At 39.4% G+C, this 15,333-nt stretch carries 10 protein-coding genes; all 10 read right to left on the reverse strand.

Annotation, left to right across the window (positions count from 1 at the left end; translation table 11 throughout):
• Window positions 1-99: 99 nt before the first annotated feature.
• The 10 genes from LJD61_RS01440 to LJD61_RS01485 all read right to left on the reverse strand — a co-directional run bounded on the left by LJD61_RS01440 (window position 100) and on the right by LJD61_RS01485 (window position 15,203).
• Complete coding sequence (locus LJD61_RS01440; RefSeq protein WP_255225706.1) at window positions 100-1,449, reverse strand: ABC transporter permease; 1,350 nt, start codon at window positions 1,447-1,449, stop codon at window positions 100-102.
• Window positions 1,442-3,820, reverse strand: a complete 2,379-nt coding sequence (locus LJD61_RS01445) for a COG1361 S-layer family protein (protein WP_255225707.1) — start codon at window positions 3,818-3,820, stop codon at window positions 1,442-1,444. Before LJD61_RS01445 ends, LJD61_RS01440 begins: the two co-directional genes overlap by 8 nt.
• A complete protein-coding gene (locus tag LJD61_RS01450; RefSeq protein ID WP_255225708.1) occupies window positions 3,817-4,515 on the reverse strand; it encodes an ABC transporter ATP-binding protein in 699 nt (232 codons plus the stop codon). Before LJD61_RS01450 ends, LJD61_RS01445 begins: the two co-directional genes overlap by 4 nt.
• 106 nt (window positions 4,516-4,621) lie before the next feature.
• Window positions 4,622-5,239, reverse strand: coding sequence for a cyclodeaminase/cyclohydrolase family protein (locus tag LJD61_RS01455; RefSeq protein ID WP_255225709.1), 618 nt, complete (start codon window positions 5,237-5,239; stop codon window positions 4,622-4,624).
• Window positions 5,233-6,507, reverse strand: coding sequence for an imidazolonepropionase (gene hutI / locus LJD61_RS01460; RefSeq protein WP_255225710.1), 1,275 nt, complete (start codon window positions 6,505-6,507; stop codon window positions 5,233-5,235). The genes LJD61_RS01455 and hutI overlap by 7 nt, the downstream gene beginning before the upstream one ends.
• 12 nt (window positions 6,508-6,519) lie before the next feature.
• On the reverse strand, window positions 6,520-8,547 hold the full coding sequence (locus LJD61_RS01465) for a urocanate hydratase (protein WP_255225711.1): 2,028 nt from the start codon (window positions 8,545-8,547) through the stop codon (window positions 6,520-6,522).
• A 236-nt stretch (window positions 8,548-8,783) separates the two neighbouring features.
• The gene (locus tag LJD61_RS01470) at window positions 8,784-9,203 is read right to left on the reverse strand and encodes a C-GCAxxG-C-C family (seleno)protein (protein WP_255225712.1); all 420 of its coding nucleotides are present in this window, start codon (window positions 9,201-9,203) and stop codon (window positions 8,784-8,786) included.
• Window positions 9,204-9,404: 201 nt separating this feature from the next.
• Window positions 9,405-12,455: an AAA family ATPase gene (locus tag LJD61_RS01475; protein WP_255225713.1), complete on the reverse strand. Its 3,051-nt coding sequence runs from the start codon at window positions 12,453-12,455 to the stop codon at window positions 9,405-9,407.
• Window positions 12,456-12,598: 143 nt separating this feature from the next.
• Entirely contained in the window at window positions 12,599-13,504 is a 906-nt protein-coding gene (gene ftcD, locus LJD61_RS01480) for a glutamate formimidoyltransferase (RefSeq protein ID WP_255225714.1), read from the reverse strand.
• 16 nt (window positions 13,505-13,520) lie between these two features.
• A complete protein-coding gene (locus tag LJD61_RS01485) occupies window positions 13,521-15,203 on the reverse strand; it encodes a formate--tetrahydrofolate ligase (protein ID WP_255225715.1) in 1,683 nt (560 codons plus the stop codon).
• Window positions 15,204-15,333 lie beyond the last annotated feature (130 nt).

Consider the following 15,333-nt stretch of genomic DNA (forward strand, 5'->3'; position numbering starts at 1 on the left):
ACAATAAGATATACTATATGTCAAGTAGCTGCCACTCCCTATTTGTGTATTTCTTATATATATCTTACCCTATCATTAGAATCCTTTTATTTTCATTTTTTATTCTGTTTTTATTGCTTCAAGAGCACTGAGCTTCATAGCTCTTTTCGCAGGATAGTATCCGGAAACCAAACCTACAAGTGTTGCAAACAATACCGAAGCACCAGCAAGCCATAGCGGTATGACAGATATCTTGCTTCCCTCCCCCATGGGGCCAAAAAAGTTCATGAAGGATACTCCAAATTTATTTAGAATAAACGACACTAAGAAGCTAAAGCCTATACCTACAATACCGCCTGAAAAACCGATAAGCCCTGCTTCAAATAAGAATAGTCTTCTTATTGAACCCAGTTCTGCTCCTAATACCTTCATAACGCCTATTTCTCTCGTTCTTTCATAAATAGACATTATCATCGTATTCGTAATCCCCAATGCAGCGACAAGCAAAGATACTGCTCCAATGCCGCCTAAAACTGCCTGTATGCCTGCTGAGGTCTTTTGCATGGATTCCAAAATATCCGTGAGGCTATAAGCACCAAAACCCATTGCTTTGATTTGTTCTTGAATCTTTTTTACATCCTTAATATCTTTAACCTTTACCATAGCATTGTCGTAGCTGGTCTTTGAAACCTCTCTGTAACGATACCTTCCTCTCGCTTGCCTGTCTTGAACTTTATTGCTTTCCTCCTGGATTTTTTTAAGATAGTTGATATCCATATAAGCATTATAATCTTTTTCATCATTGCTTTGCTTTAATATTCCCACACCCTTAACCTTATACTCCGGTGGGGGCTTCTCGCTGCTGTCACTGGGTCCGGTTCTCCTTCTTTCCCCATATTCCTGATTCATGGTCATTATAAGCTTATCGCTGATCAAATCAGCCTTGGGCGGCGGACCGCCGTAGTAATAGCTAGCCTTGGGATTGTAAAACATTTCCGGCACATAGGAACCAAAAACCAGAGCCCCTTTATCTCCTTCGTTGAGGAGCCTGCCTTCTTCAACTTTAAAATCAAAAGCTTCCATGGATTTTGTATCTATTCCTATAACGCTTACACCGCCTATATACTTGCCTGCTCCAAATTTCCAATAAGTACGCATAATGGGTGTTACAGCATCCACCCCATCTATCGCTTTAAATTTTGCCAATGCTTTATCATCCAGGCTGACCTCTTTAGGCCTCTTGCCCATATTTCCTTCAGGGGGTACATAATATGTATTAACTTCAATGATATTAAGACTTCCCATGCTCTCTATCTCTCTCTTGAAATTCTCGTTCATTCCAATTCCCAGAGATAGCATGGTTACTATGGAAGAGGTTCCGATTATTACTCCCAAAACGGTAAGGATGGTTCTGGTTTTTCTCCTCCACATATTCCTGAGGCCCATATTGACAATATCAATACTATTCATCGAAAGTCATACCTTTCCTCTTTTTATGTATCTTTCTGGCAATAAAAACAACGGCTGCAGCTAATATAATAGAACCTGCTATAAAATACGGGCTTTTAACCATTTTCATAATTTTATTCTTTTCATTCTCCTCGGGGTTTTCTCCCATGCCGGGTTGAGGCATAGGCTCCATTGGCATTTGTATTACATTTGCTTGTATTTCCTTTACTTCTTCAAAGGCTTCGCCTACTGCGTTTTCATAGCTAAAAATTATCTTGCCGTTTATAGTCCCTTCCTCTTCCGGTGTTATTCCAACTTCATAGCTGTCTGTTTTGCCGGATTCAAAATTGCCTACATAATAATTTGAATTCTGTGTGGTAAAGTTTCCTTCTGTCTTTATCATCAGATTATACAGCGTAGTTTTACCCATGTTATAAAATTCCACCGAAGCGGGAAAGGTCTGCCCCACATAGGCTTCAGGGGGAATCATCACATCGCCTAATACCAGCTTCGCCTGCTGTATTACAGGTACGGATATCATATCCTTTGAGCTTAATTGAGTTCCCTTTTCATCCTCATAATCTATATTTACAGAGATGCCATAGGTCTTGTGCTCTGCATCTCTCTTAGGAGTCAATGTGAAAACTTTTTGCATGCTCTCCTTTGGCCCTATGCTTTCGATATATATGGTATTGCTGCTGTTAACAGGGCTAAAAACCCCATCATCACTTACAAGAGATACTTTTATATTGCTGACTGTTGCATAGGAGCTGGTGTTTAAAAGTGATATGGTAAGCTGAAAAATATCTCCTGCCTGTATCGTATAAGGCTCTATATTATACCTGTCCACTATTATCCTTGGTGTGCCCTTACCGCTGCCTCTATCGACATAGACTCCGACATATTGGCTTATGGTATTTTTGGTTTTCTTCTCTCCCACTCCATTTTCATAATCCACATTTATTTGAATGGGATAGTTCTTGGTAACTGCTTCTGAAGTAGCATAAAGCTCAAATTCCACTCTTTTTTTATCGTCCTTTACCAGCTTGCCAAGCTTCTTAATATTCAAGGATTTACATATTATTTCCTTGTCTGTGGTCAAGCTTACCTTTACTTCATCGGCCTCTATATCACTTTTATTCACTATATCAAAAGCTATAAAAAAACTTTCCTCGCTTTTTATCTCTTCCTTGGGCATTTCTATGTTCTCTATTATTATGTCGGACATGGTTGTATCCAAGCCCTTCACAGGCAGAAAAAAGCTGAATTCATCCGTAAAAGAGTTTTGCTTGCCGTCCTTGTAATCCACCTTCAGCTGTAAGTCGTGATTCCCCGTAGCCATGGCTATGGAAGGTATCAATACATAATCGATCTGCATGACCTTATTGCCGGGAATGTCCTGAACCTGCTTTACATCAGGAGAATTATGCAATGTGAAGCCATCTGTCTTAAGTCCCTTCAAGGAAATCTTCACATCCCGAGCATCAAGATTTCCGTTGTTTCTCAGTATCAGCGAAATGGTTCTCTTTTCTCCTGCTGTAAGTGGTGTATCTCCGTAACCTATAGCGGATAAAACAAGCTTTGCAGGCTTCTTGGAATTTTGGACTCTTATTGGTATAGTGAAACTTCCTTGTTCTTTGTTAATACCAGACAATGTATAATAAATAAGTTTTAAGCTTCCTGTATATACCTTTTCTGCCGCACTGTCTGATACCTTTACTACAAATACAGCTTCATCGGTTTTTTTACCATTTATCCTGTCAATATAATATGTAAGACTAAGTTTATTAATTTCAAAGGGACTATCATCTGCATCGAATTCTAGAGTCGCTTGAATATCTTTAGCTGAAACCGATGACAGGTTTTCCAGAGGAATACGTATCCTGGCTTCTTCTCCCGCATTGACTACAGGCATATCGACCCCTCCAGAAACCACAATATTGGGGCGTTTACTATCTGTATTTGGTGGAGGTGAAGTATCAGCTATAATATCCATATAAATTGGCGGTCCCGCAATTTGATTGCCATCTTCATCTTCAAATCTAGTATTTAAAGTTGTATCTTCTCCACCCTTATAATATAAGGGAATTTTCACAGTATCATTTTGTCTATATTTTTTATCTTTATATTCTCCATCTATTGCCTCACGTGACATAAAAGAAGAATTTTCTTCTAAAATTAATTTGTATTTTTTTGTCATACCTTCCAAGCTCAGCTCCAAATCAAAACTTTGATAAGGACTTACTTTTGAAATATACTCTACGCTTGAAATTTTATATTTTTGACTCGCTATTGTAATCTTATCTTCCTGGTATCCATAAGCCACTCCAATGGCTGAAATCATCTGAAACATCATCAGAAAAATAATTATACCTGCTAAACGTTTTTTCAAACTATTTCCCCCTCTGCACTAACCGTCTTTTCTATTTTTTCTATGTTGCCGTCTAATATATATACTATTCTGTCCGCATATTTTGCAATATTTACATCATGGGTAACGATGATCAATGTCTGATTGTTTTCTCTCGCAATGCCCGTAATCAGCTTCATCACCTCTATCGTAGTCTTTGAATCAAGATTTCCGGTAGGCTCATCCGCAAATATTATCTCCGGCTTTCCCACAAAAGCTCTCGCTATTCCAACCCTTTGCTGCTGTCCGCCGCTCATCTGATTCGGCTTATGCTTCAGATGCTTTTCCAGGCCTACCTGCGCCAGCAGCTTTTTAGCTCTTTCATTTCTTGTTTTTTTGCCGACACCCCTGAATATCAGAGGTAAACTGACATTTTCTACTGCAGTAAGGGCAGGCAGCAGGTTATATGATTGAAATACAAAGCCTACATAGTTTTGTCGAAACTTAGCCAAGCTGTTTTCACTCATTCTTTCAATGTTTTTACCTTTGATCTTGATATTTCCCTTTGTAGGCCTTTCAAGGCCGGCCATGAGATTGAGCAAAGTTGATTTGCCTGAACCGGAAGTGCCCAATATACAACAAATTTCTCCTTTAGGGATTTCTAAATTTATATTCTCCAGTGCAACTACCTTTTCAGTTCCTATGCGATAGATTTTGCTGATATCTGTTAATTTCATAATAGCTTCTATAAAACATCACCCCCATCAAATATATTTAGACGTATTATAAGTGGAAAAGTTTTCAGGAATTTTAAAAGCCCAGACAATCGTCCGGGCTTTTCGATTAAAGCACAACTTTCTCCAATATAGCCTTTTCCGTCTCAGCAGCCTTCTTCTCAATATCTGCCACTTCTTTGCCAAGCCTTTCAACAAACTCAGCATCTTTTATGGAGCTTAAATTGATTTTAACATTGTATAAGGCTGATAGAGACGCTGTTCTTGCCATCATCGCCGCTACAGCGCCGTCTGTCACAGCATTCTTATTGCCTTTTTCCACCGCTTTAGCAATGATATTCATCATTTGCAGTGCATTCTTCGCAACCTCAAGGGGAACTATCGCAGCATTCTTAAGGCCTGTCTGGATGCTGCCTTTTCTTGATTCTTTTTCCTCTTCCGTTTCCTTTGGAAGCCTGAAGGCAGCCATTACCTCATTGAAAGATTCACAATCCTTGTCTATATATTCTAAGAATTTTTTTCTATACCCATCTGCTTCATCAGCTATAGCTTCCATTTCGCCCTCAAGACCTTCATAGCCTTTTTTGCCTATGGTGAGATTTGCTACCATCGCTGTAAGGGCTGCTGCAAGACCGGCGCTGAGAGCCGCTACGCTCCCGCCTCCCGGCACCGGAGCGCTTGATGCGGTTTCTTCTAAAAAAGCTTTTATATTTTTATCTGCTAACATATCCTGCCTCCTTTTTTCTTATCAAAGGCTAACCTACCGTTTTTTATTACCTTTTCTACAGTGCTTACGCCAATATGATACGGAATAAACTTATATGAGGGGAACTCCAGTATAAGTATATCACCTTTTTTACCCGGGTCAATGCTTCCTATTTCATGAGCCCTATCAATAGCCGCCGCCCCATTTATCGTCAGCGCCGTTATAGCCTCTTCAATACTAATATTCATCTGCAGAGCCGCCAGAGCGAAAACCAAAGGAATGGATTCGCAAAAGCAGCTTCCGGGGTTGAAATCTGTGGCAAGAGCTACAGCACATCCCATATCTATCATTTTTCTTCCCCTGGCAAAGCTCTCCTTGAGGCTGAAGGCGGTGCAGGGAAGCAAAGTTGCAACCACTCCTGCCTTTGACATATCCTCAATACCTCTATCAGATACCTGGAGCAGATGGTCTGCAGATGTGGCGCCAAGCTCCGCTGCCAGTTCCCCGCCTCCAAATTGCACGATTTCGTCAGCATGGAGCTTTATTTTAAATCCTAATTCCTTGGCTTTATTCTGTATCCTTCTGGTCTGTTCTATAGAAAATACATTCTTCTCACAAAACACATCTGAAAACTCCGCAAGGTTTTCTTTGGCGACCAAAGGCATCATATCTTTTATGATATAATCTACATACTCGTCTGTTCTCCCTTTATATTCTACAGGCGTAGCATGAGCTCCCATAAAAGTGCCGATGATGTCCAGAGGATGGCATGAATCCAACTTCTTCATAACCTTTAATTGCTTTATCTCCGTTTCTAAATCCAGGCCATAGCCGCTTTTGCCTTCTACTGTGGTAACTCCAAAGGAAAGCATGGAATCAAGGCGGCTCATCCCAACCTCAAGCAGCTCTTCAGACGGAGCTTCCCTCGTTGCTTTTACCGAATTGACTATGCCTCCGCCCCTTTGCATGATGTCCATATAGCTGTCTCCGCGAAGCCTCCATGAAAACTCTTCTGCCCTATAGCCTCCAAAAACAAGATGAGTATGAGAATCCACAAATCCCGGCAATACGGCTTTGCCTGCAGCATCAATGACCTCATAGCTTTTCTCATCAAAGCTTTTAAGTATTTCATCATTTTTCCCTACTGCTTTAATCCTGCCTTCTTCTATAACCACCGCGCCATCTTCAATTATGTGCAGATCAGACATATCTCTTCCCTGCTTTGCCGTAAAACCACTGCAGGTAACTATTTCCTTTGCATTCTTTATCAGCATGTTATTATTTTCCATAATTATGCACCATCACTTTTTCAATGCTTTTTCCACTGCATTCTTAACCAGCTCTTCCTTTGGTATAAAGGGCAGGGTTATGTGATCCTTGCCTTCCTGAGTCTTATTGTATTCAATGGATGTGGTTATAGAATTCTCATTTCTTGCCCAGGCTCTCCTTGCTACTCCGCCCATGACATCCCAAAGCATTGCATCCTTGATTATATTGTCTATTCTTTCGCTTCCGTCTAAGACCAAACCAAAGCCGCCATTGATGGCCTTTCCGATACCTACTCCACCGCCATTGTGAAGGGCAACCAGGCTCATTCCTCTCGCAGCATTGCCTGCAAAGCACTGGACGGCCATATCGGCCATTATATTGCTTCCATCCTTGATATTGGAAGTCTCCCTGAACGGAGAATCAGTGCCGCTTACATCATGGTGGTCACGGCCAAGCATCACAGGACCTATCTCACCTTTTCTTACCATTTCGTTAAATCTTAGCGCGATCCTTGTTCTTCCCCAGGCATCCTGATAGAGTATTCTAGCCTGGGTTCCTACAACCAGCTTGTTCTTTTCCGCATCTCTTATCCATACCCAGTTGTCTCTGTCCTGAGCTCTTCTGTTTGGATCGATACAATCCATTGCAGCATGGTCTGTCTTTATAAGGTCTTCGCGCTTTCCGCTCAGGCATACCCATCTGAAAGGCCCATAGCCATAATCGAAAAGCTCAGGCCCCATTATATCTTCTACATATGATGGAAATATAAATCCATCCTTTTCATCTACTCCGTTTTTAGCAATTTCAGTAGCTCCTGCATCATAGACAGCCTTCATAAAGGAGTTTCCATAATCAAAGAAATATGAACCTCTCTTTACAAGCTCCTTTATGAGCTGGAAATGATGCTGCAAGCTCTTATCTACGAGAGTACAGAATTTCTCTCGATCTTCTTTGAGCATCTTAGTTCTTTCTTCAAAGTTAAGTCCCTGGGGACAATAGCCTCCATCATACGGCGCATGACATGAGGTCTGATCCGACAGGAGATGTATATGAATGTTGTTTTTAACCGCATACTCCAGCAGATCGACAATGTTTCCATGGTAGGCTATCGATATGGGTTCTTTCCTTCGCATATACTCGGCAGCTGTTTTGAATACCTCTCCCAAGTCTGCAGATACCTTGCTTACCCATCCCTGATCATGCCTTGTTTCTATCCTGGAATAATCCACTTCTGCTATTATTCCTACACCATTAGCAATTTCTATGGCTTTAGGCTGAGCGCCGCTCATGCCCCCAAGGCCTGAAGTGACAAATAAATATCCGCTAAGATCTTCATCTGCTCCTATGCCAAGTTTTTTTCTGCCTGCATTAAGAATGGTGTTAAAGGTCCCGTGTACTATCCCTTGAGGCCCAATATACATCCATCCTCCGGCTGTCATCTGGCCGTAATTTGCAACGCCCATCTGCATTGCATAATGCCAATCCTTGCCGTTATCGAACATTCCTACCATAAGTGCATTAGTTATGATCACTCTTGGGTCGGTAGGCTTTGAATGGAAGAGTCCCAGAGGATGCCCTGATTCTATTACCAGAGTATGATGATCCGTCAATGCTTCCAGATACTTCTTTATAAGCCTGTATTGCATCCAGTTCTGGCATACCTGCCCCGTCTCGCCGTAAGTCACCAGTTCATAAGGATATAAAGCTGTCTCAAAGTCCAGATTATTGTCAACCATTACTTGAAAGGCCTTGCCTTCTATGCAGTTTCCTTTGTACTCTTCAATAGGCTTTCCGTAAATCCTTCCTTGAGGTCTGAAACGATAACCATAAATCCTTCCTCTTGTAACCAACTCCTCCATGAACTCAGGAGCCAGTTTTTCATGAAGCTCTTCTGGAACATATCTGAGTGCATTCTTCAGAGCAATTTCTGCCTGTTCCTTTGTTAAAGTGAAGCCTCGATCCGGAGCCCTCCTTATGCCTTCAACGAAAGCAGGCATTTGGGGCAGTTCATTTTCCAGCTTTATTGTCATTGCGCCGGAAATATCATAATTTGTAAACATCAAAGTCCCTCCCATCTTTTTATTTAAAATTATTTATTAAATTCCAATATTACTACATGCTGTCAATATTATATCACTTTTATGCAATAAAGACCTCTATTGGGAGTTTTAATGAAATTATACTTCCCTATGCATCACAAAATAATCATAATATTGAGAATTTAAAAAGATTACCTTATCTATGATTATAACTGTTGAACGTCATAAAAACGTCAAATATTAAAGCAGGAGGTATTTCATACCTCCTGCTTCTTTAATCCCTCTCTGTCAACTATTTCGCTCAAAACCTCCGCAGCAGCAGAGACAATGCGACTGCACCTTATTTCATCATTCCTGTACAATTCTTTAAGCTTTTTGCAATTATCTGTTGATAGCTTGTCTTTAAATTTCTGAAAAAACTCTTTCGTGAGCTCCTTTATCTTATCACTTTCATGAGCCCTATCCTCAACATATAGTATTCCCAACACTGCCAGTGCACCTGTAAGAGCACCGCAGGTCTCTTCAATTGCCATACCGCCTCCAAAGGCTGCCATGGTCTTTAATGCTTTCTTATCAAGATTTAATCCGTAAGCTTCATTGGCTGCATACAATATTGTCTCAGCACAATTCAAGTCATAGCTTTTGTCATAGTATTTTTTCACAGCATCTGCCAACATTCTACTTCCCCCTTATATATTGCCTCCAAATTCTTATAATAAAATTAACACTTTTTTTTCTTTAGTACAAGAATATTTTTCTGCATAACCTCTCTTTCAAGAAATTATCAACCCCAGGTATTTCGAGAACTAGTGGCTTACCTCCAACTGCTACTACTTAAGAGATCAATAAAAAGAAAAGGCAGGGTATAAAGCTCTGCTCTATCTTTGCTCCGCAAACATATTGAGTATGTCTATTTGATATTTGTCATTGACTTCTTTCAGGCACCTTATGCCTTCTTCACAATAGTAGCTCCTGTTCATATTAAGATATACGATAAAAATCTGGCTTAGCTTATTGTTGGACTCCATTTTGTATCTGATCTCTGCTTTTATTCTATATATAAGACCTATCTCATAGGGATTCTTGATTTTATCCGAATATCGGTCAGCCCTTTTGAGACTTTCTAAAGCTTCCTTATAATTGCCCTCGGCCATAAGAAGGAGAGTCATATATCCTTCAGCTGTACCTCTGCCCCATATAGAATCCACCTTTTTATATGTTTCAAAGGCGCGTATGAAATAGCTTTTAGCTCTAATATAATCACCGGCATCAAAGGCTGCTTGTCCTGCATTTGTACAGAAGGTTGCTAAGCTGCTGCCCGCCATTTTACTTTCGCATAAGGATATGGCTTTGTCATAGTATTCTAAGGAGCTTTGAAATCTCATATTATACCTTCTTATATCTCCCAGATAGCTGTATGCTGCTGCAATATGCATGGAATATTTATCCTTGCAATTTTCAATGGATAAAAATCTGTTGATGCATTGTTTAAGCAATTCCTCAGCCTGTTCATATTCTTTGTTCATTATCTTGTACAATCCACAGAGTCTTAAAAACATTCCAATATCGGCATTCAAGCTATACTCTCTTGCCATTTTCAAGCCTGCTTCTATATTCTCTCCCATAATCTTCATGTCCCTGGTTTGTATTCCGTAATAAATCATCTGTCTATATCCTTTTAAGGCATAATCTATCTCGCCAACCCTAAGAGAACTGCTGATCATATCCTTTATAAGCTCTATTCCCCTCTCATATTGGCCCTGCCTTATAAGATACCTCCCCTTCATATGATAAAATGCTATTCCAAGCAGTGTTATCTGATCCATAATAGGGTAGGATTCTTTCAGCTTCACAAACTGCTCTTCAATATTATTTAAATATTTCAAGCTGTCTTCTGTAGTAAGATAAGGATGATAAGTGTCTATACTGTAATTTCCATACAGCGTTGGAAAAAGCTCATGGTTGAAATCAAGATAAAAATTCGCTGTCTTTATGTTATATTTCAAAGCTGATTCCATATCACCGCTTTTTGAAAAATGATAAATCAGCTTGGGATATAGAACAATATCCCTGTCATCACCCATGAGCCTGGTTTCAAGAATTTGTCCTATTCTGTTATGAAGTATCTGCTTCCTGCTGTCAGATTGTATATTGTATATAAATTCTCTGAGTTTTTGATGTGTAAATATTATACTTGGGGACGATTTGTCATCTATTTCTTTTATAATAAATCGATTTTTTAAATCATCGAGTATGTCTAGAAGCTTCAATTTGTCCACACCGCTGATCTCTGCTAGTATCTCAATAGATATTTCATCAAAAAACATAGATGAGATGTTTAGTATTTTTACTCCTTCTTCGCTTATTCCGATAAATCTGCTTTTCAATATGTCTGTCATTCTCGCAGACATCATGTCCATCTCTCTATTTTCACGTAAAGAGTTGATATATTCCACTATAAAAAATGTATTGCCTTCTGTTTCTTTATAGATGTTTTCATATATGTCATCTTCAAAGTTATAATCCGGCAAGGCCTTCCTTGCAAAATCAACGACTTCTTCTTTGGTGAACCTGTCAAGCTCTATTTTGTTCAATCTGTTATGCTTTACCATCTCAACAATAAAATCCTCTACCCTTTGTGAGTAGCCGTTTCTGCATGCTGCAATAACCATAACACCCTCGGTAATATGCAGCAATATGCCTGATAGAAGTGATATGCTCAAATTATCCATCCATTGTATATCATCAAATACAACAATGGTTTTTTTTAATCTTGAGATCTTGCTAAGCAAACTTATTATTGTCTCTTCCAACATTTTAAGCTTCAATGGATTCGCCTTTATATTAATGGTCAACTCGGATTTTTCATCATAGGATGCAAAGGAAGGGAAAAAAGCCTCCAATATATCTCTCCACGCAAATGGAAGCTTAAGCCTTTCTTCCTCACTTATATTGAACACTTTACTCAAAATACCGTTCCAAGGCCTTAGCGGGAATCCCTCTTCTGCCTGGTAACAGCTTGATTCCATTATGAAGTTATCATCTTGCCTGATTTCTTCAAGGAATTTATCTTTTAGTGCCGTCTTTCCTATCCCTGCTTCCCCTATAATCAATATTGAATTATAATTCCTTCCGTTCTTCAAGTCATTATAGTTGCTATGAAGTTCAGCAAGCTCCTGCTTCCTTCCGTAAAATATTTTTTTGCCTTTGTCTATCCTTTCTGTTTCAACGCTGTTTCTTATCTCTTGTATGTTTTGAAAAAGTGTTCTGCTTTTAATATCAGGAATAATGCCTAAATCCTTTTCTAGTATCTCAGAAAGCTTATTATATATATCTATGGCTTTATTATACATATTCATTTCAGCAAAAGCTTTCATCAGCACTCTATATGCTTTCTCGTCATATTCATCAATTTCAATAAGCCGCCTCGCACATTGCTCTGCACTTTGGTAATCTCTGTATGTAAAATCCTCTTTTATCTTCTTATATAGCTTCTGGACATAAAGGCTTTTATACTTCTCCCTAGAATTTATTATCCAATCCTCAAAAGCTTCCTCGTCTTTCACTGCAAAACCCTGTAAAAAATCTCCTGCATATGCATCAATCCATTCATCATCGCTTAAAAGCCTGTCCAGATCTAAAGAGATTTGGGCTTCAGGATTGAGCGTTACTAGATACCTGTTTGGAGATATGATTATGTCCATATCAAGACTCTTCTTTATATAGTAAAGAGCATTCCTTACATTTTTTCTTCCTGTCTGAGCATTGGCATCCGGCCACAACAGGCTGGATAATTCTTCTCTTGCAGCTTCTTTATTGACAACAATATAATAAAAAAGTGCCTCAATTTTTCTAGATGGAAAAACAATTCTTGTATCTTTTCTGGTTACGGACGGAGTACTAAAGAGCTTTACATTTATTGGCTCCATAAGCTCACCTCTCTATAAATAAGCCTTTAAGATATTATACCTCACCATCTGGTTAAAAGAGAAATTTATTGTTCCCTATAGCTTATAAAAAAACCCAGACGTTATGTCCGAGCTTTTTGCAGAATTTCTCTTTTTTCTCTATTTTACTCCATCAATCTTGTCTCAAGAATCTGGTTCATAGTAAAATTCTCTACACCAAGATAATAAACAGCTGTATCGATCAAAGCTTCCATTGGAATAGTCCCTACTATCTCACTTCCTATAGGATGGATTCCAAATCTTCTGGCTTCAATCTTAATCAATTCATACGCTCTGTAAAGAGCTGTTTTGGTGTAATCAGTCATATTCATGGAGACCTGAGCTATACCCTTGTCTGATAAATCAATGGCTATTGCCTTGCAAAATCTTAAGCCTCCATTGAGATGCCTAATATTTTTTGCAATCTGTGCGGCAATTTCCTTGTTATTAGTACTCAAATTTACATTAAAGGCAACAAGGGGCATTCTCGCTCCAATAGCGGTTACCCCAGCAGTCGGATGAACCTTATCAGAACCAAAATCCGGCTTCCACTCAGGCTGCTGAAGCTTTTCCGCCATCCCTTCAAATTGTCCTTTTCTCACTGTTGCAAGGTTTTCCCTCTCAGGGCTTGTTGCAGATTTTTCATATAAGAATATAGGTATATTATATCTTTCGGCAGCTTCTTTTGCTACTTCCTTTGAAAACTCTATGACTTCAGTCATACTTACATTTCTAACAGGAATAAAAGGAATTACATCTGTTGCGCCCATTCTCGGATGCTCTCCTGTATGTTTCGTCATGTCTATAATCGAAGCTGCTGTTCCCATGGCTTCAATGACTGCATTTTTGACTGGTTCCATTTCTCCTACTATAGTAACAACAAGCCTGTTATGACTTTCATCCGCTGAATAATCAAGAAGCTTAACTCCGTTCTTGCCTCTGAAGGAATCCATAATTTTTTCTATTTTTCCCTTATCTCTTCCTTCGCTAAAGTTAGGCACGCATTCAATAAGTTTTTTGTTAGTGATCATATAAAAACCGCCTTTCTTAAAATAATCCTGTAACCATACCATTTTCGTCTATATCTATAAGCTCTGCTGCCGGAACTTTAGGCAGCCCCGGCATTGTCATGATATCGCCTGTAAGACATACAATAAACCCGGCCCCTGCTGACACCCTAATTTCATTAACAGTAATTTCAAAGCCTTTGGGAGCACCAAGAAGCTGTGGATTATCTGAGAGCGAATATTGTGTTTTAGCCATACATATTGGCAGCTTGTCCATACCCAGTTCTTCAAGCCTCTTCATTTCTTTTATAGCTTTTGCTGAGAACTTAACGCCGCTCCCTCCATAAATCTCCTTAACTATTGTCCCTATCTTATCAGATATTGAAGCCTCAGTTTCATATATAGGCTTATAGCATGATTTTTCATGTTCAATAAGGCTGATAAGCTTTTCCGCCATTTCAATTCCGCCTTCTCCGCCCTTTTCCCACACTTCATTTAAAGCAGCTTCAACTCCATATTCTTTGCACTTTCTAAGCAGAAACTGTATCTCAGCCTCCGTATCCATTGCAAAACGATTTATCCCCACCATAACAGGCACACCGAATTTCCTTATATTTTCGATTTGCTTTGCAAGGTTTTCAAAGCCTTTATTAAGAGTATCCAGATTTTCCTTGCTAAGCTCGCCCTTGGCTGTCCCTCCATGCATCTTTAGAGCGCGTATCGTTGCAACTATGACAACTGCCGAAGGCTTAAGGTCTCCATATCTGCATTTTATGTCAAGAAATTTTTCTGCGCCAAGGTCTGCGCCAAAACCTGCTTCTGTCACTAGATAGTCAGCTAATTTAAGCCCCAGCTTGGTAGCTATTATGCTGTTGCAGCCATGCGCAATATTGGCAAAAGGCCCTCCATGTATAAGGGCCGGAGTATTTTCAAGGGTTTGTACAAGGTTAGGCTTGATAGCGTCTTTAAGAAGCAGCAGCATAGCTCCATCAACTTTTAAATCCTTTACAGTGACAGGCTGACCATCCATATTATAAGCTACTATTATTTTCCCTAACCTATTTTTCAGATCCATCAGATTATCTGAAAGGCAAAGCACCGCCATAACTTCCGAAGCAACTGTTATTGTAAAGCCATCCTGCCTTACAAAGCCGTTGGCTTTCCCTCCAAGCCCTACAACAACCTCCCTCAAGGCTCTGTCATTCATATCAAGCACTCTTTTCCAAACAATCTGTCTTGTATCAATATTTAAGGGGTTCCCTTGATGTATACTGTTATCCATTGCTGCTGACACAAGATTATTAGCAGCAGTAATAGCATGCATATCACCTGTAAAGTGCAAATTAATATCTTCCATTGGAACAACCTGGGCATATCCACCTCCCGCGGCTCCGCCTTTCACTCCAAAAACAGGACCTAAGGATGGTTCTCTAAGGGCTATTATAGCCTTCTTGCCAATCTTATTCAGTGCTTGTCCAAGACCTACCGTAGTTGTTGATTTTCCCTCACCCGCTGGTGTAGGAGTAATGGCTGTCACTAATACAAGCTTTCCGTCCTTTTTATCTTTCAATCTATCTAATATATTGAGAGATATCTTCGCTTTGTATTTACCATATAGTTCAAGTTCATCCTCAAGTATTCCGCATTCTTTGGCTATATCACAAATGTCTTTCATTTTTGCATGCTGTGCTATTTGTATATCACTAGGAACTTTTGTATTCATTATCATAATCCCTCCCATAAAAATTAAATCGTTCATATCTTTATTGTATTTTTCAGGCGTCCTATAAACGTCAATAAGTTGAAAAATGCAGCATTTTAAAACAGTTCATGCATAAAACAAAACGGTTCTA

The organism is Lutispora saccharofermentans (assembly GCF_024363565.1).
GTDB lineage: Bacteria > Bacillota > Clostridia > Lutisporales > Lutisporaceae > Lutispora > Lutispora saccharofermentans.